The organism is Leucobacter chromiireducens subsp. solipictus (assembly GCF_016758195.1).
Lineage (GTDB): Bacteria > Actinomycetota > Actinomycetes > Actinomycetales > Microbacteriaceae > Leucobacter > Leucobacter solipictus.
In genome coordinates, this window is record NZ_QYAC01000005.1 from 107215 (window position 1) to 130308 (window position 23094).

Sequence of the window (23094 nt, forward strand, 5' to 3'; positions counted from 1 at the left end):
GCCCGGGCGTGACCCGTGCGGTGCCACAGGCTTCGCGGGTGCGCGTGCGGCTATTTCGCACAGCTGACGCAGCGAGTACGCTGAGACTGGGCGGCCGCGGGCCGGTTCCCACCCCCTCCCGTACGCACAGATGGAGCACACCATGGCACAGAACACCGATCTTGATTCCCTGCTGCAGAACATTCCCTTGGGCGAGCTCGCCGCAAAGTTTGGCGTCGATGAGAACACGATCGGTGCGGCCGTGCAGCAGGCGCTGCCCGGGCTGATCGGCGGCATGGCCGTGAACGCGAGCGACGCCGACGGTGCGTCGAAGCTCGAGAGCGCCCTGCAGAAGCACCAGCCCGCAGACGGTGCCGTCTCGCTCGAGAATATCGACACCGCTGACGGCGAGAAGATCGTCAAGCATGTCCTCGGTGACAAGCAGGAGCAGGTGGCGCAGGCGCTCGGCGAGCAGGCTGGCAACAACGCCATCGCGACGCTGGTGCCGCAGCTGCTGCCGATGCTGGCACCGCTCGTCATGCAGTTCCTCGCGGGGAAGATGGGTGGCGGGCAGGGCACCGTCGCGGCCTCGAACGACCAGGGTGGCCTCGGTGGCGTCCTCGGCAACCTGCTGGGCGGGCTCGTCGGTGGCGGCCAGCAGACCCAGCAGGCCTCCGCGGGTGGCGGCCTGGGCGATCTGCTCGGTGGCCTCCTCGGCGGCGGCGGCCAGCAGCAGTCCGCTGGCGGCGGGCTCGGCGATCTGCTTGGCGGCCTGCTTGGCGGCAAGAAGTAAGTCCCCACTCCGGATCCCACCCCGCCGGGTCGCACAGTGACTCTGTACACTGGCGGGGTGGTGAATCCTGAAATCCAAGGCCGGGTCTACCCGCCGACCGCCCCCTATCTGGTGGGCCGTGAAAAGATCCGCGAGTTCGCTCGCGCCGTGCTCAGCGAGTCTGCGCTCCATTCCGACCCCGAGGCCGCGCGCAGCGCCGGGTACGCCGACGTGGTTGCACCGCCCACCTTCGCGGTCGTGGTGCAGGAAGCAACGCTCGCTCAGCTGCTGGCCGACCCCGAGGCCGGGGTCGACTTCACGCGCGTGGTCCACGGCGACCAGCGTTTCAGCTATACGCGCCCGATCGTGGCCGGTGACGAGCTGACCGCAACACTGACCATCGCGGCGGTGAAGCAGCTCGGTGGGCACTCGATGGTGACCGCCTCGAGCAGCATGACCGACGCCGCCGGGGAACACGTCGTCACCGCGATCTCGACGCTCGTGGTGCGCGCGCCGGAGCAGGACCAGGGGGACGTCGCATGACCACCGCACCCGTATTCGCCGAACTCGCCGTGGGCGACACCGTCGCCGAGCGAGAACTGACGCTCACCCGCGATCGCCTGGTGCGGTACGCCGGAGCCTCCGGCGACTTCAACCCGATCCACTACCGCGACGACGTTGCGCAGTCCGTCGGGCTTCCCGGGGTACTCGCGCACGGCATGCTCACCATGGGGGCCGCGGGCGCGGTCGGGAGCGACTGGCTGGGCGCAGCCGGCTGGGTGCGCGACTTCCAGTCCCGCTTCACCCGGCCCGTCCCCGTGGACGCCGCAGAAGGTGCCACCGTCTCCGTCACCGCCGTGGTCGGTGCGATCGACGCCGAGGCCCGCACCGTCCGGCTCGACCTGAAGGTCGTCTTCGACGGGGCCACCGTACTCGGCAAGGCGCAGCTGCTGGCGGAGTTCGCGTGACCCAGGCCGGCACGCGCGGGGAGGGTCCGGTCACGGACCACACGCCGCTGTCGCAGCTCACCACCATGCGCGTGGGGGGCCCGGCGCACCGGATCCTGACCGCGGAAACGCGGGACGAGCTGATCGCCCGCGCCACGGAACTCTGGCGTGACGGCGAGCCGTGGCTGCTCCTCGGGGGCGGCTCCAACACCGTCGTGCACGACGACGGCTATCCGGGACCTGTGCTGCTCGTACGCAGCTCCGGCATCGAGCGGATCGATGATCCGGAAGTGGCTCCCGGTCACGTGCGCATCCGCGTCGCCGCCGGCGAGGACTGGGACGGCCTCGTCGCCACCGCGGTATCGCGGGGCTGGGCGGGGATCGAAGCCCTGTCCGGGATCCCCGGCCGAGTGGGGGCCGCGCCGGTCCAAAACATCGGCGCCTACGGGCAAGAGCTTTCCGATGTGCTGCACTCCATCGAGTTTCTCGACGCGTATGCCGAGGAACCGCGACGGCTCTCCGCCGCCGAACTTGAACTCGGCTACCGGGACTCGGTGATCAAGCAGGGGCGGGAGGGCGTGGTCCTCTCGATCGACCTCGTGCTCGCCACCGCCGGCGGGTCGTCCCCGCAGCGCGGGCGCCACGGGGCACCCTCCGACGCGGACGCCGACGCGGACGCCGACGTCGCCGCACCGGTCGCGCCCGTCCGCTACGGTCAACTGGCCACCGCGCTCGGCGTCGACCCGGGAACTGAGATCCCGATCCAGGTGATGCGCGACGCGGTGCTGCGGCTGCGGGCCGCCAAGGGCATGGTCCTGGACCCCGCCGATCACGACACCTGGAGCTGCGGTTCCTTCTTCACGAACCCGATCGTGACGGAGCGGTTCGCGAATAGCCTGCCCGAGGACGCGCCGCGCTTCCCGATGGGGGCCGTGGACCAGCCGGACACGGTGATCTCGCTCGCGGACGTGGCCGCCGGGGCAGAAATTGTGGCCCCGCGCCCCGCGCCGGAACGCATGGTGAAGCTGTCCGCGGCCTGGCTGATCGATCACGCGGGCGTCAGCAAGGGCTTCCGGCTTCCCGGATCTGGTGCCGCGGTGTCCTCAAAGCACACCCTCGCGATCACCAACCGCGGCGGCGCGACCGCGGCGCAGGTTGCCGAACTAGCCCGCCTCATCGTGCAGCGCGTGCAGCAGGAATTCGGGGTGATTCTCGTTCCCGAGCCCAATCTGTACGGACTCGAGCTCTAGCGCGCGTGATGCGGATCCAGATCGTCGGCGCGGGCCGCATGGGCACGGCACTCGACGCCGCGCTGCGCGCGGCGGGAGCGGACGTGCTGGCGCTCGCCGGCCGCGGCGCGGACGGACGGGACCCCACCGGATCCCCCGTGGATCTGGTGCTGCTCGCCGTGCCGGACGCCGCGATCCCGGCGGCCGCGGCCGCGATCCTGCCGGGGCCGCTGGTCGGACACCTCTCCGGGATGACCGGTGTGGACGCGCTCGCCCCGCACGAGGCATTCAGCCTGCACCCGCTCCTGAGCGTGACCGGGGTAGGCACCGAATTCACCGGGGCGCACGCGGCCGTGGCGGGTTCCACGGCGCGGGCGCGGGGCGCGGCCGAGGAGCTCGCGACCCGGCTCGGGCTCGTCCCCTTCGCGGTCGCCGACGCCGACCGCGCCGCCTACCACGCCGCCGCGAGTCTCGCCGCGAACGCGCTCGTGACGTTGGAGGACATCGCCGAACGACTGGCCGCCACCGCGGGCGTTCCCCGCGCGGCCCTCGTGCCCCTGGCCCGGGTCGCCCTCGACAACTGGGCTGCGATGGGCGGGGAGGCAGCGCTCACCGGGCCCCTCGTCCGGGGCGACGAGGCGACCGTCGCACGCCAGCGCGCGGCCGTCGCGGAGCGGCTTCCCGCGGAGCTCGCCCTGTTCGACGCCCTCACCGACGCCGGCCGTGCGCTCGCCGCTCGCCGCGTCCCAGCCGATACCCCCACAGAGGACTCACCATGAGGATCATCCGCACCATTCCCGAGCTGCACGCGGCGCGCGCAGAGGCCCGCGCCGCGGGTGCCACCCGGGTCGGTTTTGTGCCGACCATGGGGGCGCTCCACGAGGGGCACCTCTCCCTGCTGCGGGCGGCCCGTGCCGAAAACGACGTCGTGGTGCTGTCCATCTTCGTGAACCCGACGCAGTTCACGGATTCGAGCGACCTCGACGCCTATCCGCGCACCGAGGAGGCCGATGCCGAGCTCGCCGCCGCCGCCGGAGTCGACCTCCTCTTTGCGCCCGACGCGGCAGAACTGTATCCCGCCGGCTACGCGACCACCGTGCGCGTCGCGGGACCGCTGACCGAGACCCTCGAGGGCGCGGGCCGCGGTCAGGGACACTTCGACGGCATGGCCACGATCGTGACCAAGCTGCTGCTGGCCGTCCTCCCCGGCACGGCCTACCTCGGGCAGAAGGACGCGCAGCAGCTGCTCGTCGTGCGGCGTATGGTCGCTGACCTGGGGATTCCGACGCGTATCGCCGCGTGTCCTACCGCCCGCGACCAGGACGGACTCGCGCTGTCGAGCCGGAACGTGCGGCTGAGCACAGCGGAACGATCTCGCGCGCTCGCGATCCCGCGCGCTCTGGAGGCCGCGGCCGCGCTCGTCGCGGAGGGGGTGCACGAGGTGGCCCCGCTGCGGGAGGCGGCGAGCGAGATTCTCGCCGCCGCAGACGTCGCTCCGGAGTATCTCGCGTTTGTCGTCCCCGAGTCGCTGGCACCGGTCGAGTCGGTGACCGGGCCCGTGCTGTGCGCGATCGCCGCGCGCGTCGGCGAGGTCCGGCTGATCGATAATGTGGTGTTGACCCCGACCCCCGTTCCCACAAAGGAGTGACCGGCATGGCACGAATCACGATTCCCCAGTTGCGCGATCGACGAGCGGCGGGTGACGCCATCGTGATGGTGACCGCCTACGACTACCCGGGGGCGCGCGCCGCCGAACGCGCGGGCGTCGACATGGTGCTGGTCGGCGACTCCGGGGCGCAGGTGGTGCTGGGACACGATTCCACGGTCGCGGTCACCACGGACGAGTTGTTGGTGCTCGCGAAGGCCGTGCGCCGCGGCACCGACACCGCGTTTGTCGTGTGCGATGTGGCCTTCGGCACGACCGAGACCTCCGACGCGCAGGCCGTGGACACGGCGGTGCGCTTCGTGAAGGAGGCCGGTGCCGACGCCGTGAAACTTGAGGGCGGCAGCGAGGCGCGCCTGAGCCGGATCCGCGCGATCGTCGCGGCCGGGATACCGGTGGTGGGCCACATCGGCCTGACGCCCCAGACCGCCACCGCGCTGGGCGGGCTTCGCGCGCAGGGACGGACCGTCGAGAGCGCGACGCGGCTCGTCGCCGAGGCACTCGGCGTGCAAGCGGCCGGTGCGTTCTGCCTCGTGGTCGAGGCCGTGCCGAGCGAGATCACCGCGGTGCTGCGCGAGGCGCTCGACATCCCGATCATCGGCATCGGTGCCGGCCCCGCCGACGGGCAGGTGCTCGTGCTGCACGACCTGCTCGGGATCACCGAGGGGCACACCGCGAAGTTCGTGAAGTCCTACGGCACGATCGGTGCGGACATGACCGCCGCGATTGCGGCCTACGCGGCTGAGGTCCGAGCCGCGGCATTCCCCGGGCCGGAGCACGGCTACGCGGCGACCCCGGAGGCGGTCGCCGCGGCCCGCGCGGCGCTCCCGAACGCCTAGCCGCCCGCCCCCGCCCCGGCGCGTCACCCGGATCCCGCCCAAACTGAGGCAAATTATCTAAACCGACGGTTTCTCGCCCGAAAAACCATCACGTTAGATAATTTGCCTCAGGGTGGATGGCGGTGTTCGGCTGCCCGCGCCGGGCGCCCGGGCCGGGGTCCGGGTCGGATCAGACGCGGTCGAGGGCGGTGCGCAGATCCCGGATCAGGTCGTCGGCCGACTCCAGGCCGACGGAGAGCCGCAGGAGTCCGGGCGTGATCCCGAGCCGCTCGGTGATCTCCGGCGCGAACGTCGCGTGCGTCGAGCTGAGCGGGTGGATCACCATTGAGCGGGTGTCGCCGATCCCGGTCATCCGCGAGAACACGCGCAGCCCGTCGACACACGACCGAGCGCCGTCGATGCCGCCGCGGACGGTCACCCCGAACACGGATCCGGTGCGCCCGGCGTAGTCTCGCTCGGCGATCCCGAACAGAGGGTTGGAAGGCAATCCCGCGTAGTCGACGGACTCGACCTCGGGCTGCTGTTCGAGCCACGCGGCGATCCGCTGGGAGGACGCGACGTGCCGGTCCATGCGCAACGACAGCGTTTCCATCCCCTGGTGGAGCAGGAAGCCCGTGAACGGGGAGAGCGCGGGGCCGATGTCGTTCACGACCGCCTCGCGCACGGCCCGCGAGTAGGCGATCGGCCCAAAACGGTCGAGCAGGGACCCGAGCCCGGGGCGGGGCGCTGCGGTAATGAGCGGGAACGAGCGGCCAGCTCGCTCGGCCGCCTCCCAATCGAAGGTGCCGCCGTCGACGATGGCACCGCCCACGGCCGCGCCGTGCCCGGTCAGGAACTTCGTGGTGGAGTGCACCACGATGTTCGCGCCGTGCTCGAACGGGCGAATCAGCGCGGGCGTGCCGACCGTGTTGTCGACCACCAGCGGCAGGTTGTGGCGAGCGGCGACCGCTGCGATTCGGCGCAGATCCGTGACGTCGTTGCGGGGGTTCGGGATCGTCTCGGTGTAGATCGCCTTGGTGGTGGGGCGGATCGCCCGATCCCACTCAGCATCGTCGTCTGCGTCCCAGACGTAGTCGATGCCGATTCCGAAACGCTTGAAGCTGCGGCCGAACAGGATTCGCGTGCCGCCGTAGATCGAGGCCGTCGACACGATGTGGTCGCCCTGCCCGGCGAGCGCGAACAGCGCCGACGAGATCGCGGCCTGGCCGCTGGAGACCGCAACCGCGGCCGTGCCCCCTTCGAGGGAGGCCAGCCGGTCCTCGGCGACCGCGTTTGTCGGGTTGCCCTGGCGCGAGTAGATGGGCGCGGGCTCGCCGGGGGCAAGCTCGTCGACGATGTCGGGCACCGCGTCGGTACCGCGGGTGAGCCCGACCCCGCCGCGCCACAACGCCCGGCCGGCGAACCGATCAACCTGATCGTCGAAGCTGTCGAACACATAGCCCGCGGAGAGCGCGATCGGGGGGATGCGCAGCCCGGCGTTCCGGTCGACGTACTCGCCCGCGTGAACCTGACGGGTATCGAAATCGAAACCCGCCCAGTCGGTGACCGGCGTCGCAGGAGTGGGAGCAGCGTTCATCGGGAGACCTCCGCGGATGTCGGGGCGGCCGCGGGGAGGATCGCGGCGATCCGCGCGACCGCCTCGCGGATCGTCTCGGGCGCGCAGGCGAGGTTCAGCCTGACGTGCCCGGCACCGCCGAGCCCGAAGTCGGCACCGTTGTTGAGTGCGACGCGGGCCTCCGAGAGGATCTGCCCGTGCGGGTCGGGGCCGAGCCCGGCCTCCCGGAAATCGAGCCAGGCCAGGTATCCGGCCTGGGCGGGTGCGAGGCGCACGCCCGGCAGCTGGGTCGCCACGAGTTCGGCCAGGTACGCGGTGTTCGCTTCGATCTGCGCGATCGCGCGGTCGAGCCAGGCGCGGCCGTGGGTGAACGCGGCAACGCCGGCGTGCAATCCGAGGATGCTCGCCCGCGTCGTGGTCTCCGGAGGGAGAGACGCGAGCGCGGCGTGTGCGCGCGCATCGGCGGCGACGATCACGGAGCACTTCGCGCCAGCAATGTTCCAGCCTTTGCTCGGGGACGTCGTGGTCACCGAAAGCGCGCCGGCGGCGGCCGCGAGGGGCGCGAACGGCACGAAGCGCGCGCCCGAGTGGGTGAGCGGCGCGTGGATCTCGTCGGCGATCACACAGACCCCGTGCTGCGCGGCGAGCCGTGCCAGCTCCGCGAGCTCGGCTTCGGTGTGCACCGTGCCGTGCGGGTTGTGCGGGCTGCACAAGAGGAAGGCCTCGGCACCGTCCGCGAAGGCACGAGCCACGGCGTCGAGGTCGAGGCGGAACTCCTGCCCGATGGGCGTCTCGCGGGCGACGCGGAGGGGCACCTCGACGATGTCGTACGGCAGCTCCTCAAGCATCTCGAAGAAGCCGGGATACACGGGGGTGGGGAGCACGATCCGCTGCCGCCGAGCCAACTCGGGGCCGGCCTGGTCGCGCAGCTCCCAGGCCACCCGGAGCGATTCGACCACGCCGGTTGCGACGTCGGTCGCGAGATGGACGTGCTCGTGTGGGACGGTCCAGCCCCACGCCGCCTCGGCGTACCCCGCGAAGGCGGGGGCGAGCGGCCCCGGCCCATCGAGGTAGCCGATGTCGGATGCCGTGACCCGTTCGATGATCGCCTGCTGCACCTCGGGGGCGACGGCGAAGTCCATTTCCGCCACAAACAGGGGCAGAACGTCGGCGGGGTAGCGCGTCCACTTCAGGCTCGTGCGCTCGGTGCGCAGGAGCGCGGGGTCCAGCGTGGTGAAGGGCACGCCCGACGGATCAGCGTCGGGGGCGTTGCGACAGTCGGGCTCGGTCATGCCTCCATGCTCGCGGCTCGCGCCGGATCCCGCGACCCCGCGAGTAAAGCGGCGTCACACGCGGCCTGCGAGCGCGCCCGAGCTAGGGGCGCACCGCGAGCCGAACGATCCCTGACACCGCGGCTTCGAGCGGTCCGCGTCTCCCGGTCACCGCAAGAATCGCACCGATCAGGAGGGCCCCCGCGAGCTGCAGCGCGTACGCTCCGACCCCCGCCGCCCACCAGGGGAACCCGGTGTCCCAGATCGCGGGATCCTGCAGCGCCGGTTCGAGCCAGATACCCGTCGCGACGATGTGGAGCGCATAGATGGTGAGCGGCGCGGCGCCCGCGGCGCGGATCGTGCCGAGCACGGGTCCCAGCGGTCGGGGCGGGGTGTGCCGGCCATCGCCGGGGTCGCGGCCGGTCCCACGCGCGACGTCGCAGACGAGCACGAGCAGACCGATCACGGCACACGCGATGCCCGCGGTGCGCAGGATGTCGACCGGGGAGCCGGAGTGTGGCGTGGCGATCAGTTGCGCCCACAGCTCCGGGGCGAGCGGCGCCCCCGCGGCAGAGTGCGTCACCACCTCGCGGATTGCGTCGGGGTCGGTGCCGACCGGCCAGGGCGTACCCAGGCGCGGGAGATTCGCGATCACCAGGGACGAGAGGAGCTGCGCCGCCGCGGCGACGACCGCCCCGCCCCCGAAACACGCGAGCGCGACGCGGCCGAGCGTGCCCTGTGCGGTCGCGGAGACGAGTGCTCGGCCCACGAGGATCCCGATCAAGAGGTATACGCACCAGGTCAGGGCGGGATACTCCCCGGTCATGAGCAACGCTCGGGTCGCGCCCACCCAGTCGATCCCGAAATCCTCGAACGTCACCGATCCCGAGGGGTCGGTCGTGCTGAGCTCCGACAGCCCCTCGCGCAGCATCGCATTGAGCGGACCGCCGACGAGTCCGAGCGCACCGGCCAGGAGACCGAGGACCCAGCCGCGCGCTGCGATCAGGGGCGCAACCAGGATCATCGCGGCACCGTAGTACGCGAGAACGATCGCGACGGGCGTCTCGATCAGCCCCAGGAGCAGCCCGATCAGGATCAAGAGCGCACCGCGGATCAGGGTGCCCGAGATCGCGGCACCGACGCGCCCCTCACGAAGCGGCCGGCGGGACGCGAACACGACGCTGACGCCACCGAGCACCGCGAACAGTGGTGCCGCGATGCCCTCGGTGAGCGTGTCCGTGAGCGCTCCGGCCGACTCCGCGAAAGAACCGGGCTCCGCGAGGAGCGCGCCGATGGTGACGAGGTGCGCCGCCATCATGCCGGCGATGGCAAGGAACCGGGCGACGTCGACGCCGATGTATCGCGCGGTCATGGGGTGGGTGCTCCCGGCGGGGCCGCACGGTCGGCCTCGCCGCGGCGGATGTGGTCGCGGGCATGCGCGAGCGCGGGCCCGAGCTCGTCGAAGAGGTGGTGCGGGTGGCGCAGCGCGGTGATGACGCCGAGCTGTTCGAGCAGCGGCCGGTGCTCGGCGCGGATGCCCTTGAGGAGTACGGTGGCCCCGCGGCGTTCGAGCGCGGCGATCAGCTCCGAGAGCGCGTTCGCGCCGGTCGCGTCGATGATCTGGACGTCGGAGAGGCGCAGCACGACGACCTCAACGTCGGGAGTCTCGGCGATCTGATCGATTAGGCGATCGGCGGCACCGAAGAACAGGGAGCCGCGCACCGTGAAGAGCGCGATGCGCTCGTCGCCCGTTTCGGGATGGCCGGGAAGCTCCGAGCGTTCCGCGTCGCTCATGCGGCTCAGCGCTCGCAGGGCGAAGAACGCGGCGGCGGCCAGGCCGATACCGACTGCGATGACCAGGTCAAAGGCGACGGTGACGAACAGTGTGACCGCGAATACGGCCGCGCTGGAGCGGCCGGAGCGCAGCACGCGCCGGATCGTCGCTGGCGCGACCATGCGCGCCGCGGTCATCATCAAGACACCGGAGAGCGCGGCGAGGGGGATCGCGCCGACCACGGGTGCGGCCACCAGTACGACCAGCAGAAGTGCGAGCGCGTGAACGACCGCGGCGAACCGGGTGCGCGCCCCACTCCGGACATTCACCGCGGTGCGGGCGATCGCCCCGGTCGCGGGCATTCCGCCAAAGAACCCGGAAGCGATCGACGCGAGCCCCTGCCCGAAGAGCTCGCGGTCCGCGTTCACGGGGCCCGTGTCGACGATTGTTGCCGCGACGCGCGCGGAGAGCAGCGATTCGATTGCAGCGAGCGCCGCGACCGCCACGGCGGGCCCCGCGAGCGCCGTCAGCATCGCGGGATCGAACGCGGGCAGCGTGGGCGCGGGCAGCGTGCTCGGAAGCTCGCCGATCACGGGCAGCGGTGAGCCGGAGAGCGCGGTGATCACGGACACCACCACGATCGCGACGAAGGACGCGGGGATGGCCGGGGCGAAGCGCCCGAGCACCTGCATGACGACGGCGACCCCGACGACGGCCGCGAGCGGGAGCAGCGCCTGCGGCCAGCTCGCCTCGGTGACCACCTGCCAGGCCGCGACGACCGCGTTGGAGGAGTGGCCCGCCGCGGAAACGCCGAGCGCCGCAGGGACCTGCTGCAGAAAGATGATGATGCCGATCCCCGCGGTGAAACCCTCGATGACGGGCCAGGGAATGTAGCTGACGGCCCGGCCGAGGCGCAGCACTCCCGCGGCGACGACGAGCAGGCCGGCCATGAGACTGACGACGGCGACCGCTCCGACGCCGTGCGCCATCACGATCGGGGCGAGCACCACCACCATGGCCCCGGTCGGGCCCGACACCTGCACGTTCGATCCGCCGAATACGGCGGCGACCAGCCCGGCCACGATCGCCGTGATGAGCCCCGCTTCGGCCCCGACACCGGAACTCACCCCAAACGCGAGGGCGAGCGGCAGGGCCACGATACCCACCGTGAGTCCGGCGACGAGGTCGGCCCGCCAGCTGCTTCCCAGCCCGTGGTAATCGGCGCGAGTGGGGAGCAGCGCGCGAAGTCCGTGCAGGATTGCCGTCATGTGATGCCTCCCTGGTTCCCCTCCATCTTGCCGTACTCGGGGCGTGCGGAGGAGAACGATGACACGGGTCCAGATTGGTGCTGTGCGCGGGGCGATCCACGGGCTAATCTGTGACACAGAAGACTCAAGGGGGATCCTATGGACGTGTTGCTCTTTATCACTCAGTTGCTGGTGGTGCTCGGCTGTATTGTTATGGGCACGCGCTCGAGTGGTGTCGGCCTCGGCCTCTGGGGCGGTGCCGGAGTCGCGATCCTCGTGTTCGTGTTCGGGCTTGTCCCCGGTTCGCCTCCCGTCGACGCACTGCTGATTGTGCTCGCCGTGGTGCTCGCCTCCTCCATGATGCAGTCCGCGGGCGGGATCGATTGGATGGTCTCGATCGCGGCGAAGCTGATCGCGCGCAGCCCGAAGCAGATCACGCTGGTCGCCCCGCTGGTGTCGTTCCTGTTCGCCGTTGGCGCCGGAACCTCGAACATCCTGTACCCGCTGCTTCCCGTGATCCAGGATCTGTCCTACCGCAATGGCGTGCGCCCCTCACGTCCGCTGTCGCTCTCGGTGGTCGCGACGGGCGTGGCGCTGGCCTGTAGCCCGGTCTCCGCGGCCATGGCAGCGATGGTGACCCTCACGGACACGGCACCCTGGGACTTCGAACTCGTCGACATCCTGAAGGTCACGATCCCCGCGGCCGTCGTGGGCATCATCATTTCGGGCATCATCGTCAACCGGCTCGGCAAGGACATCGCCGACGATCCCGAGATCCAGGAGCGCATCGCCTCCGGGAAGATCCCGGCCCCCTCCGCAAACGCCGCTGAGGTCCGCGCCGAGGTCACGGTGACAGCAGCCGGCCGCAACGCCGCCATCATCTTCTTGCTCGGCGTCGCCGCGATCGTCGCGTTCGGCCTGTTCAAGGGGATGCGCCCGCTCGATGCCGCGGGTGACCCGGTCGCGATGACGCCGATCATCGAGATCGTGATGTTCGTGGTCGGCACGCTGATCCTCGTGGTGTCCCGACCGAAGGTTGCCGAGATCCCGACCATGACGGTGTTCAAGGCGGGTATGGTCTCGGCGATCGCGCTCTTCGGGCTCGCCTGGCTGACGGACACCTTCCTCGGTGCCCACACCACGCTGATCGCTGATGGTGTCGGCGGGCTCGTGACGGCGGCCCCCTGGATCTTCGCGCTGGGCGTGTTCCTCGTGTGCGTGCTCACGACGAGTCAATCCACCGCCACCCGGACCATCGTGCCGATCGGACTGGCGGCGGGGATCCCGCTCGGACTCCTCTCGGGCATGTGGGCGGGCGCGTTTGCCGGCATCTACCTGCTGCCGACCAACGGCTCGCAGATCGCCGCCGCGAACTTCGACACCTCGGGCTCCACGAAGCTCGGCACAAAGCTCGTCGACCACTCCTTCTTCCTCCCCACACTGATCCTCGCGGTGACCACCATTGCCGTCGGTGCCCTGTTCGGGGTGCTCTGGGGCGGATAAGTTCACGCCGGGACAGAAACGACGCCCCCGAGGAGCTCCGGCTCCTCGGGGGCGTCGCGTGTGGGGCAGCGGGCCTAGCCGGCCGGCGGCCTCAGAAAGCTCTGCACCACCGGGGAACCCGGGATGTGGATTCGCTGTGCCGGGCGATATCCGAGCCGCTCGTACCGCGCATCGTTCGCGGGATTCGACGACTCCAGATAGCTCTGCAGCCCCGCGGCGTCATACCGCTCGAGTGCCGCCTGCACCAGGCGCATCCCGATCCCGAGGCCGCGGGCCTCGCGGGCGACCGCCAGCAGGGAGAGGTATGCGTGCGGCGTCGTGGGGCGGGCGGCCGCGAAGAGCTCGCCCTCGGTGAGGAGCGCTGCCGCGGCGACGTCACCGATCGTGTCGCGCAGGAGCCGCTCATACGCGGGGAGATCGGCCTCGTGAACCTCGTCCTGCCCTGGCGGGAACCACGTCGAGACCGCGGCCACGGTGCCGTCTGGCAGCTCCGCGACGAGCGGGGTTCCGTAGCGCACGGCCTGATCCGCCATGAAGCGCCAGTGCGCGAGCGCGTGCGCCATGCGTGCGGGGTGCGCGGGAAACGCGGGCCCCCACACCGGGTCGTCCCAGAATCCTTCCGCGAGGACGCGGGCCGTCACGCCGAGGTCGGCAACGGTCAAGGGGCGGACGGTGAAATCGGTGAGCGTCATGGTGTTCCTGGGGTGCAGGGCACCCGTGATCGTGTGGCAGATCGTGTCGGACGTTGGGCTGCGCGCCGCGCATGCGCCGCTACTGGGCGTCGCGGTATGCGTCCCACGCGCGCTTGCAGGCGTGCGCGATCGCGTCGATGTGCGCCGGATCCTCCGCGACCCACTCGGTGCCCGGCTCCTGGAGTTCGGCGGCTGCGACTGGGCCGAGCAGGTATTCCCGCAGGAATTCTGCCTGGACCGCTCCGAGCCGCAGCCCGGCCGCGTCGGCTTCCGCCCGCATCGCCCCAAACCGGGCGCCAGCCGCGCGGATCTCCTCGCTTCCGAGGTACGGCTGGTTCAAGAGCACGGCCTCCGGATGCGACACCTCGAAGCCCGCGCGGTGGGCCTCGGCCAGTGCCCGCAGCGCGGCAGCGTCCATCGTGGGACGGTCCGCCGGGTCGCGCTCTTCGCCCTGGTGGTCGCCGCGGTTCGACAGGGCGACAACGTCGGGCAGCCTGTCTGCCTCGGCACGGGCCACGTTCACGGCGCCGTCGCGCGTGGTCGTGGTGTTCATGGTGTCGTGGAACGAGAGGCGCGTGAACGAGCCGCCGTGAGCGAGGCCGTGCTCCAGGAACATGTCGGTGAGTGCCTCGCGGGTGCGTTCATACACGCCGAGCCCCTGCTCCGCGGTGTCCGCGAACGCGTCGACGAGGCGTTGCAGCCCGGCGTCGGTGTCGGGGATCTCCAGGATCGGGAAGAAGGAGAACGTGACGGGGCGGATGGCGTCGACACCGGTGAGATCGACCTTGTGCCACGGGCCGGCAGCGCGTACGCGTTCAATGGCGGCGGCGAGGTCCGCGCGCACGTCGTCGGGCTTGCGGCGGTTCGGGTCCCGGATGAGCCGGGGATGCGGGTTGATGACCGCGACGATGCGGGGATCGATCTCTGCCCAGCGGCGCACGATTGATGCGGTGGCGACGTCGCTGAAGTCGTACTGCAACCGGCGGGTGAGCGCGGGAGAGAGGAACTCGGCAACTTCCTCGGGGATCGCGGCCCCCGAGTGCGGGGTCGCCACGAGCAGGTCAGCGTCGGCGATGGCCTGCTCCAGGGTGCGGGTGTCCGAGTCGGCGTAGTGCGTGATCTGCTCGGGAGTGAACACGGTGCCGGCGGGAATGAGGTCGAGTGAGGTGCTCATGTGATCAGAGTATCCAGGACCGAGGTGGCTGACCAGAGCTTCGCGTGAGTTCGCTGAGACGCCCCGTGAGGGGGGCAACCCGCCACCGGGGATCCGGACGGTGCAGCTCCTGAGCGTCTGCCTGGCGTCCCCGGATTGCGGTGCGCCGGGCCGGGCGGATGAGTCACTCCCGCCCGGCCCGGCGCACCGCGCAGGGTCTTACACTCCGGCGGCTGCACCGTTCCGGTGTGCGCGTCGGCGTGCGCCTGCGACTGCGGCCGCGGTGCCGAGCAGTACGGCGATCACGCCCAGGACCGCAAAGGGCAGGACGGTCGAGCCGCCCGTCTCAGACAGCCCGGCGACGGTCGGGTCCTCCGGGGAGAGTCCGGTGTCGTCGGTTCCGCTGCCGGAACCGCCGCTGCCGGCACCGGTCGCGACGACCGCGAACGTGACGGCTGCGGACGGGGAATTCACGCCGTTGACGGTCTGTGCCGCGGTGAGCGTGTATCCGGCCGGCGCGTCCAGACCGCTGAGCGGTGCCTGCCACGTGCCGTCCGCGCCCACCCGGATCGCCGCGTCCCCGCTGTTCGCCGACGCATCGCCCAGCGTCGCGGTGATGACGGCACCGGGCAGGCCGGTTCCGGCTACCGTGCGTGGTGCCTGTCCGACGGTGAAACGATCGTCCGGGGTGATCGAGGTGATCTGCGGCGCTGCCGGAGTCACCGTGAGCGTCGCGGTCGAGGTGCCGGAGGTGGCCCCGTCGAGTTCCTGGCTCGCCGAGATGGTGTGCCGACCAATATCGACCCCGTGGGCGACGAGGCTCCATGTCCCGTCGGCAGCCACACGTGCGGTGCGTGCCGCGTCGCCCGGGAGCCCGGTTACCGCGACGGTGGCGTCGGGTGCCCCGGTGCCCGACACCCGGGCATCGGCCGTCCGCGCGCCCTCGTCCGCCGCGACCTCCTGGTCGTCGAGCGTGGGGGCGGGCAGCGCGACCGTGAGCGCGGCGGTCGTGGTGGCCGAGGAGCTGTAACCATTCGTGGCGACGAGCGAGTAGGTCACGTCCCCGGGAGTATCCGGAGCGGAGAATTGGACCTCCCCGCCGTCGTTCGGGAACACCCGCGTCTCGAGGCCGGGAGCTGAAACGCTCAGCTCAGCGGCGTTGCTGGGCACGGCGACCACGATGTCTCCGCCTGCCGGAATGCTCTCCCCGGCAGCGGGCGTCGTGACGGTTGGGGCGTCGATATCGAGGGAGACGGTATAACCGCCGGTGTACTCAAGTGCGTCGGCGAGCCGCGTGTACCATGCCCAGTCGTCACCGGCGGTGACGGTGGATGGACTCCCGCTCACGATCCCCACGGCCTGGTCGCCCTGGAAGACGGCACCGCCGGAATCGCCCGGATTGCTGGTCGCGCCGCCCAGGAAGCCGTGCACCCAGCGGCCGGACACCTGCATGTAGCCGTCCAGGATCTCGGTGGGGCGGAGCTGTCCGTCGGTGTACAGCAGTTCGACCGTCGTGTTTCCGGAGGTCAGCCCCGTCGTCCGGCCCGACTTCGCGATGGTCCCCGAGACCGGATCCGCCAGGCCTTTGACCGGGGTCGCTGCGGCGGCGAGGTCGTTGTCGGCGGCGGTGCTCCAATCCGTGACCGACGGGTGCAGCGTCAGGGAATCGTTCGCAATATCGATCACGCTGATGTCCGTGGAGTCCGGGGCGTTCTCTGCGCCGAGGGTATTCCCGGGGCCGCCGTACTGCGAGAAGCCGAAGTGTCCGGTGAGGCCCGTCCCGTTCGGACCGGTTGCATCGTTGTTCCCGGCGTGGGCCGCGTCGTCCGATGGCTGGGACAGGGTGACCTCGGTGAGCGCGCCGTCCGAGGTGCAGTGTCCGGCGCTGAGCAGCGCCGGATCGCCCGTGGGGCTCCACGCCGTGAATCCCACGGAGCACAGCGCGTCGAAGTTCCCGTTCTGTCCGCTGAGGTAGCCGGCACCGCCGACGACGTCGGTCGCCGTGTCCGCGACGGGAGCATCAACAAAGGCGATGTCTTCCACATCGAGACTCTCCAGGAGCTCCGCCGTACCCGGAGCGTCCCGCAGCGCCTCGTTCACGAGGACGATGGAGGTACCGTCCGTCGTGACGCCGTAGCCGAGGGCTGCGTCCGGCGTCGTGCTCGTTGCGGTGAGGGTCGCGGCGGCCGCTGCGGCGGCGGCCGTGGGGTCCAGGTCGGACGATGTGGGGCCCTCGGCGAATGCCGGTGCGGCTCCCCACACCGTCCCGAGGGTCAGTAGAGCGGCGGCGCAAAGCGCAGCGGGGCGACGTTGTGTCACGGGTGGGTTCCTCCCAGTTGGTTGGTGAAGCAGTGCGATCCGCCGGGTTGGTGGGTGAAGCAGTGCGAGCCGCGAGGTCCGGGACCGAGTGTCGCCCGGAGCCACCGCCCCGTGACGGCTGTTCGACAGCCCGAAGGACGGCACCACGCTACGGAAGATTCACCGGCCCGGAAGGAAAATGAGTAGAACGGTTCTGAAACTGAAGGCGCGTTTACGAAACCACTCACGAGGGTCCGGGCCGCTGCTGAGTGGGGTTCCCCGCGACAGAGCCGGGTCGTTATCCTGTCCGTACCCTCGCGGTGCCCGCGGGGGCGAGGACCGCGAGAGAGCGAGGCGTTCATGACCGAGACCCGCGATGCGCTCTGGGGCGGCTGGGAGTCCGCGGAACCCGGAACCCCTGGACTCAATTTCGAGCCGTCGGGCACGGTCCGGGGTTCCGACGGCTGCAATGAGATCGTGAGCACGTACCGGCGCGTGGCCGGTGGGGCGCAGATCGCGCCAGCGGTGATGACTGCGCGCGCCTGCATCGGCGTTGACCAGTGGCTCGCCGCCGCTGCCGAGGTTCGTCTCGTCGGCGATCGTCTGCGCGTCTATGCGGCGGACGGCCGTCCGATCGGCTGGCTCACGCGCCGCGGCACCACGGAATGAGGCGCGGCACCGTGGACTGAGGGAGCGCGCACCGAGCCCGCTCGTGCGCGGCCGAGGGCGTTGAGCCTAGGCGCGGCCCCGGTTGCGGCGGCGGATCGGGCGGGGCGGCTTGCCGCCTCGAAACGACTCGGCGGAATCGACCACGAACCCCTGCCGGAGCGCTTCCCGGCCGATCAGCACGCGAAACAACATCTCCTCGCGGTCGGTGAGGGTGAACTCTGCCGAGATGCGTCGCCCCACGAGCTCAACGTCGATGCGGACGACCGGCCGCTCCTGGGCATGCCCGGACGAGCTCCGCACAGTCCGACGATCGTGCACGGGAAGCTCGACCTCGACGGCGTCATCGTCGCTGAGCTGCCACGGGTGGGCGATGAACCGCACCCACGGCGCGCCGTCGCGTTCGAATTCGGTGATCCCGGTGGCGTGGAGCGCGGAGGTCTGTGCGCCGGTGTCGATCTTGGCTTTGATCCACGGGACGCCCACATCCGGGAGCGACACCCACTCGCGCCACCCGCAGAGAGTGCTTGAATAGTGGTGTCCGCTCACGGTTCTATCTTGGCAGGAAACACGGTGAAACTCGCGATCCTTTCGCGCGCCCCCCAGGCGTACTCGACCCAGCGCCTGATGGCGGCGAGCGAGCAGCGCGGGCACCAGGCGCGTGTCCTCAACACCCTGCGGTTCGGGATTGATCTCGCTGGCGAGCAACCCGATTTGCTGTACCGGGGGAAGCAGCTCAGCGATTACGACGCGATCCTGCCCCGGATCGGGAACTCAATCACGTACTTCGGGACCGCCGTGGTGCGCCAGTTCGAGCAGATGGACGTGTATACGCCCAATACGGCCAACGGCATCTCCAACGCGCGCGACAAACTGCGCGCCATCCAGATTCTCTCGCGGCACAGCATCGATATGCCGGCGACCGCGTTTGTGCGCAATCGCGCCGACGTGCGCGCGGCGATCGAGAGCGTCGGCGGGGCGCCCGTCGTGATCAAGCTGCTCGAGGGGACCCAGGGCATCGGGGTGATCCTCGCTCCGCAGGTCAAGGTCGCGGAGGCCATTATCGAGACCCTGCACTCCACGCGGCAGAACGTGCTCATCCAGCGTTTTATCGCGGAGAGTCGGGGGCGGGACATCCGCGCGCTCGTGGTGGGAGACCGGGTCGTCGCCGCGATGCGCCGGATCGCGAGCGGTGATGAGTTCCGTTCGAATGTGCACCGGGGCGGCACCGTCGAGGCGGTCGAACTCGACGCCGCCTCTGAGCAGATCGCGGTGCGGGCCGCCCAGATCATGGGCCTCCGTGTCGCCGGGGTCGACATGCTCGAGGGCGAAGACGGCCCGCTCGTGATGGAGGTGAACTCGTCTCCGGGACTCCAGGGGATCGAGGCCGCGACCGGGCTCGATGTGGCAGGCGCGATCATCGACTACATCGCCAATCAGGTGAACTTCCCCGAGATCGACGTGCGCCAACGGCTCAGCGTGTCCACGGGGTACGGGGTGGCGGAGATCTCCATGCACGCGGGCTCCGAGCACGTGGGCAAGCAGCTCGGTGACCTGGGCCTGTGGGACCGCGATATCACTGTGTTGACGCTGCATCGCGGCGTGCAGGTGATCCCGAACCCGCGCAAGCACGTCGTGCTGGAGCCTGAGGACCGCCTCCTGTGCTTCGGCAAGCTCGAGGAGATGCGTTCGATGATCCCCGAACGCCGGCGGCGCCGCGCGCGGGTGCGCAAGCTCCCTCAGGAAGCGAAGGACCTCGCCGAGGGGTAGCCCCACCCCGCGCGTCGCCCCGAGGACCAGGCCACCCGCCGAAACTGAGGCATGTTTGCCAGCACGATCCATTTTCGCGCGAAAACGCGTCGGGTAGGAGAATATCCCTCGGTTTCGGCGACTCTGCGCGGGGGAGCCGAGTCTGCGCGGGGCGGCGAGTGTGCGCGGGCCGGCGGGAAGGCCGTGGCCCGCGGGGACGGTCGGGTCCGGCTGGCCGGGCCGAACCCGGGCGGCGGCCAGCTACGCGCCGTCGCGCTCCGCGACGAGCTGGAACTCGACGAGGCCCTCCGGCTCGACGGTCACGAAGCCGAGGCTCGGGGCGGCGACGCCGTAGTCGGCGAAGGTGATCGGGATCGAGCCAACGATCTCCGCGCTGGTCCCGTCGCTGCGGAGCTGCACCTCGGCGGTGACCGTCTGGGCGACGCCGGCGAGCGTGAGCTCCCCGACGGCGCTCGTCTGCACGGTTTCGCCCGCTGCGGGCACACGCTCGAGCGTGACCGGCTCGGCGAGCACGAAGCTCGCCTCCGGGTGCTCGTCTGTGCGGAGCGCTTCGTCCCGGAAGTATGCGTCGCGCTGGGCGCTATCGGTGCTGATCGAGGCGACGTCCACGGTGAGGCTCGCCGCCTCGAGCGTCAGCCCGTCCGCGCTGATCTGGAACGTCCCGGCGACGTCGGGCGTCCGCCCGGTGACGGTGACGTCGGTGCCGCTCAGGACTTCGTCGACCCGGTATCCCGCCTCGGAATCCTCGGCGACCTCCCACGTTCCCGCAAGCGCGGTGGGGTCGAGTGGCCCGGTCGCGACATCGCTCAGGATCTGCTCGCCGCCACTGAGCGCGGGTGCCTCCGCCGCGGGCGGCGTGAGGAGTTCACGGTAGATGATGGGGCCCGCGACGGCGGCACCCGCGGCGAGCACCAGCACGCTCACCCCCGCGCCGACCAAAACCTTCTGTGATGTCCTCACCGCACTGCCTTCCCGAGTGGTACTGAAGGTTCTACCTTCGCAGCCGCGCCCATGAGGCGGCTCCACGGAACTCGGGAAAAGCCTGTACGCGTGCGGAGTAGCCCGGCTACAGGGCGGCGAGCAACGCCTTCCAGTGCGCGCGCCACGCCTCGATCTCCTCGCCGTTCGCGAGCCCGTCCTGGCTGACCGTCAGCACCGCGCGATCCGGCGCCTTCGGCGTGGCCGAGACCTCGACCTTCCCGGCACCGTCAAGCGGGAACCGCCAGAACGTTCGCTTCTCCGTGCGGGAAGGGCGCGGTGCGCCGGGGGCGTGTCCCCGATGCTCGGCGAGGTCGCCGTGCGCGGCGACCCACGCGTCGATCGCGGCGTCGCGATCGAGCGGCAGGGTGCGGCTCGCGCTGACGCGGAAGTCTCCCGTCGATGACTGCCCGGGGACGCGGAGCCCGGCGTGCTGTTCGAACGCGATCGCGATGCCCTGCGCCCACCAATCCGGGTTCTGCAGCTCGGCAGGCACGTGGTCCCGGGCGACGCGCGCAATCTCGGGGTGGCTCAGCTGGGCGGCCCGCGCCGCCGAGAATATCTCGAGCCAGTCGTTCCAGCTCCGCCCGGTGGCGCGCTCGATCGCGGGGACGCGCTCGCCGCGGGTCAGGTTTCCAGTCGGGGGTGCGTCGCTCACAAGATCCTCCTCCACGGGTGTGCGCTCAGTGTACCGAGGACGTGCGACATGCGTCCCCCGGAGGCGGCCGGGTCCCGCGGGTGCTGCTTGAATGGGGGCATGAACGCGAGCACCCCAGGGTCCCTGAGTGAGACTCGTCTGGATCGACGCCACGTCGAGCACGAGTCCTCACAGCACCGCTCCGCCGGGACCGATGATGCTGATCTGGCGATCGAGTACGCCACCGCTGCCCAGGAATTCCGGGTGGATCTGGAACGCATCCGTTTTTCCTCCTACTTCGCGCGGTTGTCGGATGTGACCCAGGTGGTGCCGCAGTCCGGGGTCGGCCCCGTGATGCACAACCGCCTGACGCACTCCCTGAAGGTGAGCGCCGTGGCGCGCGTGATCGCCGCCCAGCTTGCGGGGCAGGCGGCAGCGCACCGTGCCTTCGCCCGCGGTGAGAGCCACACGGACGACGCGGTCGGGGCCATCGTCACGCGGCTCGGTGGCTGCGACACGGTCGTGGCGCAGGCCGCCGCGCACGCGCACGATCTTGGCCACCCGCCCTTCGGTCACCTGGGCGAGCGGGTGCTCGATCGGGTCGCCCGCGAGCGCCTCGGCCTGGCAGAGGGTTTTGAAGGAAACGCGCAGAGCTTTCGGATCCTGACGCAGCTCGACACGCTCGGCCGGGATTTCCCGGGGCTGAACCTCACCGCCGCGACGCGGGCGGCGACCCTCAAATACCCGTGGACCCGTGCCGCGTGGATCGGCGTCTCCACGGACGAGCAGCCCGTTGCGGAGCGGCCGCGCGGCGTGGGTGCGGACGCGCGCTCCGGGGCAGAGAAGTTCTCCGGGTACACGCTCGACATCGCCGAGATGGAGACCGCGCTCGCCGCGTTCCCCGGGATCGCGCCCGGCGCGCAGACCGTGGAGTGCGCGGTCATGGATCTCGCGGACGATATCGCCTACGCGGTGCACGACCTCGACGATTTTGCGCGCGCGGGTGTGCTGCAGCAGTCGGCGGTCGCCGGGGAGCTCCGGAGCTGGCTGGCGGGCGCGGACGCGTTCGCGGCGATCGACCTTCCGGTGCTCGAAGCCAGCTGGCGGGCCCCCGGACACTCGCTCGAGCTGCTCTGGCGGCGGATCCAGCTCAAAGACGCCTGGATCGCGGACCGGAGCGCGTTCCGCGCCGCGGTTGCGCGCGTCGCCGAGGAGGTCGCCGAATCGCTCCTCGCCACACCTTACGATGGCGGCATCGACAGTGAGCGCGCGGTCTCCGGGTTCACGCGACGCTGGATCGAGCACCTGCGGACCTCGATCGTGGTCGAGGAGCGTCCGCACGTGCGTAGCGGCCACGTCCGCCTCGATCAGCGGGCCTGGCATGAGGTGATGGTGCTGAAGTTTGTGCACGCACACTTCGTGCTCGAACGCCCCGAACTCGGGCAGACCCAGCGGGGCCAGGCGCGGATCGTGGCGGACCTTGCCCTGGGTTTTGACGCGTGGCTGACGGACGATGACGACGCGGGCCGCGCACCCCGGCGTCTGCTCGAGTGGGTGGATGAGGCCACGGCGGCCACCTTTGCACTCCGTTCGGAACGGCCCGAGCTTCTGATCGGCGATGCCGATGACGCGTCGCTGCGGCGCCAGGGCCGGGCCCGCGCCATCCTTGACTACGTGGCCGCGCTGAGCGATCAGCAGGCCGTGACCACGCACCGGGATCTCACCGGCCGATAGCGCCTGGCCCGCGGCACCGCGACCCCGCCGGCCCTTGCGGCGGCGGGGTAGGGTTCCGGCGGGGGAGGGGTAGGGTTTCGGCTTCCGCCGGGTGCTCCGCGCGACGGGCTGTTAGCGTGAGCACAGGTGGGAACACCGAAGCCGTCGTGCCCGCGCTCGCGGACACGGGGCTGGTGACAGGGGGTGTCGCGCCGGAGCCGTGGGGACGGATCCGGGCAATCTCGACGACCCTGCACTCGTGCGCGTCAGAACGACCTCGGCGCGCGACGAGCATCGACGCGCCCGTTCGGGTGCGTCTCTGAGGCGTGCCCGCACGGCCCATTGTGGTGTGCGCGCACGCGCTGGAGTGCGCCGGAAAACCGCGACGCACAGAACAACGGGGAGAAC

General features: G+C 70.8%; 21 protein-coding genes. 11 read left to right on the forward strand and 10 right to left on the reverse strand.

The genetic code is table 11. From position 1 onward, the window contains the following. Positions 1-142 precede the first annotated feature (142 nt). The 7 genes from D3230_RS10270 (at position 143) to panB (ending at position 5429) form a co-directional block, all read left to right on the forward strand. Positions 143-772, forward strand: a complete 630-nt coding sequence (locus D3230_RS10270) for a DUF937 domain-containing protein (RefSeq protein ID WP_202344949.1) — start codon at positions 143-145, stop codon at positions 770-772. Between the two features lie 57 nt (positions 773-829). Beyond that, positions 830-1294 carry an FAS1-like dehydratase domain-containing protein gene (locus D3230_RS10275; RefSeq protein ID WP_202344950.1) on the forward strand — a complete coding sequence of 155 codons (465 nt, stop codon included), beginning with the start codon at positions 830-832 and terminating at the stop codon, positions 1292-1294. Further along, positions 1291-1719, forward strand: coding sequence for a MaoC/PaaZ C-terminal domain-containing protein (locus D3230_RS10280; protein ID WP_202344951.1), 429 nt, complete (start codon positions 1291-1293; stop codon positions 1717-1719). Before D3230_RS10275 ends, D3230_RS10280 begins: the two co-directional genes overlap by 4 nt. Positions 1720-1784: 65 nt before the next feature. Further along, complete coding sequence (locus D3230_RS10285) at positions 1785-2948, forward strand: UDP-N-acetylmuramate dehydrogenase (protein WP_202345158.1); 1164 nt, start codon at positions 1785-1787, stop codon at positions 2946-2948. 8 nt (positions 2949-2956) lie between these two features. Then, the gene (locus D3230_RS10290) at positions 2957-3706 is read left to right on the forward strand and encodes a DUF2520 domain-containing protein (RefSeq protein ID WP_202345159.1); all 750 of its coding nucleotides are present in this window, start codon (positions 2957-2959) and stop codon (positions 3704-3706) included. Beyond that, positions 3703-4575 (forward strand): pantoate--beta-alanine ligase, encoded by an 873-nt coding sequence (panC, locus tag D3230_RS10295; RefSeq protein WP_202344952.1) that lies wholly within the window; start codon positions 3703-3705, stop codon positions 4573-4575. Before D3230_RS10290 ends, panC begins: the two co-directional genes overlap by 4 nt. Before the next feature lie 5 nt (positions 4576-4580). Next, positions 4581-5429 (forward strand): 3-methyl-2-oxobutanoate hydroxymethyltransferase, encoded by an 849-nt coding sequence (gene panB / locus D3230_RS10300; RefSeq protein ID WP_202344953.1) that lies wholly within the window; start codon positions 4581-4583, stop codon positions 5427-5429. A gap of 169 nt (positions 5430-5598) precedes the next feature. On the opposite strand, the gene D3230_RS10305 is transcribed toward panB, so the two are convergent. From D3230_RS10305 to D3230_RS10320, 4 genes are all read right to left on the reverse strand, one after another. Next, positions 5599-7005: an O-acetylhomoserine aminocarboxypropyltransferase/cysteine synthase family protein gene (locus D3230_RS10305; protein ID WP_202344954.1), complete on the reverse strand. Its 1407-nt coding sequence runs from the start codon at positions 7003-7005 to the stop codon at positions 5599-5601. Then, entirely contained in the window at positions 7002-8276 is a 1275-nt protein-coding gene (locus D3230_RS10310) for a MalY/PatB family protein (protein ID WP_202344955.1), read from the reverse strand. Before D3230_RS10310 ends, D3230_RS10305 begins: the two co-directional genes overlap by 4 nt. Before the next feature lie 82 nt (positions 8277-8358). Continuing rightward, positions 8359-9627: a heparan-alpha-glucosaminide N-acetyltransferase domain-containing protein gene (locus D3230_RS10315; RefSeq protein WP_202344956.1), complete on the reverse strand. Its 1269-nt coding sequence runs from the start codon at positions 9625-9627 to the stop codon at positions 8359-8361. Then, a complete protein-coding gene (locus D3230_RS10320; protein WP_202344957.1) occupies positions 9624-11297 on the reverse strand; it encodes a SulP family inorganic anion transporter in 1674 nt (557 codons plus the stop codon). Before D3230_RS10320 ends, D3230_RS10315 begins: the two co-directional genes overlap by 4 nt. A gap of 138 nt (positions 11298-11435) precedes the next feature. Here D3230_RS10320 and D3230_RS10325 point away from each other — a divergent pair, with 138 nt between their 5' ends. After that, a complete protein-coding gene (locus tag D3230_RS10325; protein ID WP_202344958.1) occupies positions 11436-12779 on the forward strand; it encodes an anaerobic C4-dicarboxylate transporter in 1344 nt (447 codons plus the stop codon). 74 nt (positions 12780-12853) lie between these two features. On the opposite strand, the gene D3230_RS10330 is transcribed toward D3230_RS10325, so the two are convergent. The 3 genes from D3230_RS10330 to D3230_RS10340 form a co-directional block, all read right to left on the reverse strand. Then, positions 12854-13471, reverse strand: a complete 618-nt coding sequence (locus D3230_RS10330) for a GNAT family N-acetyltransferase (RefSeq protein WP_202344959.1) — start codon at positions 13469-13471, stop codon at positions 12854-12856. A 79-nt stretch (positions 13472-13550) separates the two neighbouring features. Next, the gene (locus D3230_RS10335; RefSeq protein WP_202344960.1) at positions 13551-14645 is read right to left on the reverse strand and encodes an N-formylglutamate amidohydrolase; all 1095 of its coding nucleotides are present in this window, start codon (positions 14643-14645) and stop codon (positions 13551-13553) included. Positions 14646-14843: 198 nt separating this feature from the next. Further along, complete coding sequence (locus D3230_RS10340) at positions 14844-16943, reverse strand: S1 family peptidase (RefSeq protein WP_202344961.1); 2100 nt, start codon at positions 16941-16943, stop codon at positions 14844-14846. Between the two features lie 339 nt (positions 16944-17282). Here D3230_RS10340 and D3230_RS10345 point away from each other — a divergent pair, with 339 nt between their 5' ends. After that, entirely contained in the window at positions 17283-17591 is a 309-nt protein-coding gene (locus tag D3230_RS10345; RefSeq protein ID WP_202344962.1) for an META domain-containing protein, read from the forward strand. Between the two features lie 66 nt (positions 17592-17657). On the opposite strand, the gene D3230_RS10350 is transcribed toward D3230_RS10345, so the two are convergent. Then, positions 17658-18137, reverse strand: a complete 480-nt coding sequence (locus D3230_RS10350; protein ID WP_202344963.1) for a putative ATP-dependent zinc protease — start codon at positions 18135-18137, stop codon at positions 17658-17660. A 24-nt stretch (positions 18138-18161) separates the two neighbouring features. Between D3230_RS10350 and D3230_RS10355 the strand changes: the two genes are divergently transcribed. After that, entirely contained in the window at positions 18162-19358 is a 1197-nt protein-coding gene (locus D3230_RS10355; RefSeq protein WP_202345160.1) for a RimK family alpha-L-glutamate ligase, read from the forward strand. A gap of 240 nt (positions 19359-19598) precedes the next feature. Here the strand turns inward: D3230_RS10355 and D3230_RS10360 are convergent, their stop codons facing one another. Next, positions 19599-20318 carry a YceI family protein gene (locus D3230_RS10360; RefSeq protein ID WP_202344964.1) on the reverse strand — a complete coding sequence of 240 codons (720 nt, stop codon included), beginning with the start codon at positions 20316-20318 and terminating at the stop codon, positions 19599-19601. Between the two features lie 106 nt (positions 20319-20424). Beyond that, on the reverse strand, positions 20425-20994 hold the full coding sequence (locus D3230_RS10365) for a hypothetical protein (protein WP_202344965.1): 570 nt from the start codon (positions 20992-20994) through the stop codon (positions 20425-20427). A 99-nt stretch (positions 20995-21093) separates the two neighbouring features. Between D3230_RS10365 and dgt the strand changes: the two genes are divergently transcribed. Continuing rightward, positions 21094-22707 (forward strand): dGTP triphosphohydrolase, encoded by a 1614-nt coding sequence (gene dgt / locus D3230_RS10370; protein ID WP_202344966.1) that lies wholly within the window; start codon positions 21094-21096, stop codon positions 22705-22707. Positions 22708-23094 lie beyond the last annotated feature (387 nt).

Excerpts from the sequence above, each read along its gene's own strand:
- D3230_RS10305 (WP_202344954.1), bottom strand. The coding sequence starts at position 7,005 with ATGAACGCTGCTCCCACTCCTGCGACGCCGGTCACCGACTGGGCGGGT.
- D3230_RS10345 (WP_202344962.1), top strand. The coding sequence starts at position 17,283 with ATGACCGAGACCCGCGATGCGCTCTGGGGCGGCTGGGAGTCCGCGGAA.
- D3230_RS10280 (WP_202344951.1), top strand. The coding sequence starts at position 1,291 with ATGACCACCGCACCCGTATTCGCCGAACTCGCCGTGGGCGACACCGTC.
- D3230_RS10270 (WP_202344949.1), top strand. The coding sequence starts at position 143 with ATGGCACAGAACACCGATCTTGATTCCCTGCTGCAGAACATTCCCTTG.
- D3230_RS10330 (WP_202344959.1), bottom strand. The coding sequence starts at position 13,471 with ATGACGCTCACCGATTTCACCGTCCGCCCCTTGACCGTTGCCGACCTC.
- dgt (WP_202344966.1), top strand. The coding sequence starts at position 21,094 with ATGAACGCGAGCACCCCAGGGTCCCTGAGTGAGACTCGTCTGGATCGA.
- D3230_RS10285 (WP_202345158.1), top strand. The coding sequence starts at position 1,785 with ATGCGCGTGGGGGGCCCGGCGCACCGGATCCTGACCGCGGAAACGCGG.
- D3230_RS10290 (WP_202345159.1), top strand. The coding sequence starts at position 2,957 with ATGCGGATCCAGATCGTCGGCGCGGGCCGCATGGGCACGGCACTCGAC.
- D3230_RS10320 (WP_202344957.1), bottom strand. The coding sequence starts at position 11,297 with ATGACGGCAATCCTGCACGGACTTCGCGCGCTGCTCCCCACTCGCGCC.
- panB (WP_202344953.1), top strand. The coding sequence starts at position 4,581 with ATGGCACGAATCACGATTCCCCAGTTGCGCGATCGACGAGCGGCGGGT.
- D3230_RS10310 (WP_202344955.1), bottom strand. The coding sequence starts at position 8,276 with ATGACCGAGCCCGACTGTCGCAACGCCCCCGACGCTGATCCGTCGGGC.
- panC (WP_202344952.1), top strand. The coding sequence starts at position 3,703 with ATGAGGATCATCCGCACCATTCCCGAGCTGCACGCGGCGCGCGCAGAG.
- D3230_RS10325 (WP_202344958.1), top strand. The coding sequence starts at position 11,436 with ATGGACGTGTTGCTCTTTATCACTCAGTTGCTGGTGGTGCTCGGCTGT.
- D3230_RS10315 (WP_202344956.1), bottom strand. The coding sequence starts at position 9,627 with ATGACCGCGCGATACATCGGCGTCGACGTCGCCCGGTTCCTTGCCATC.
- D3230_RS10335 (WP_202344960.1), bottom strand. The coding sequence starts at position 14,645 with ATGAGCACCTCACTCGACCTCATTCCCGCCGGCACCGTGTTCACTCCC.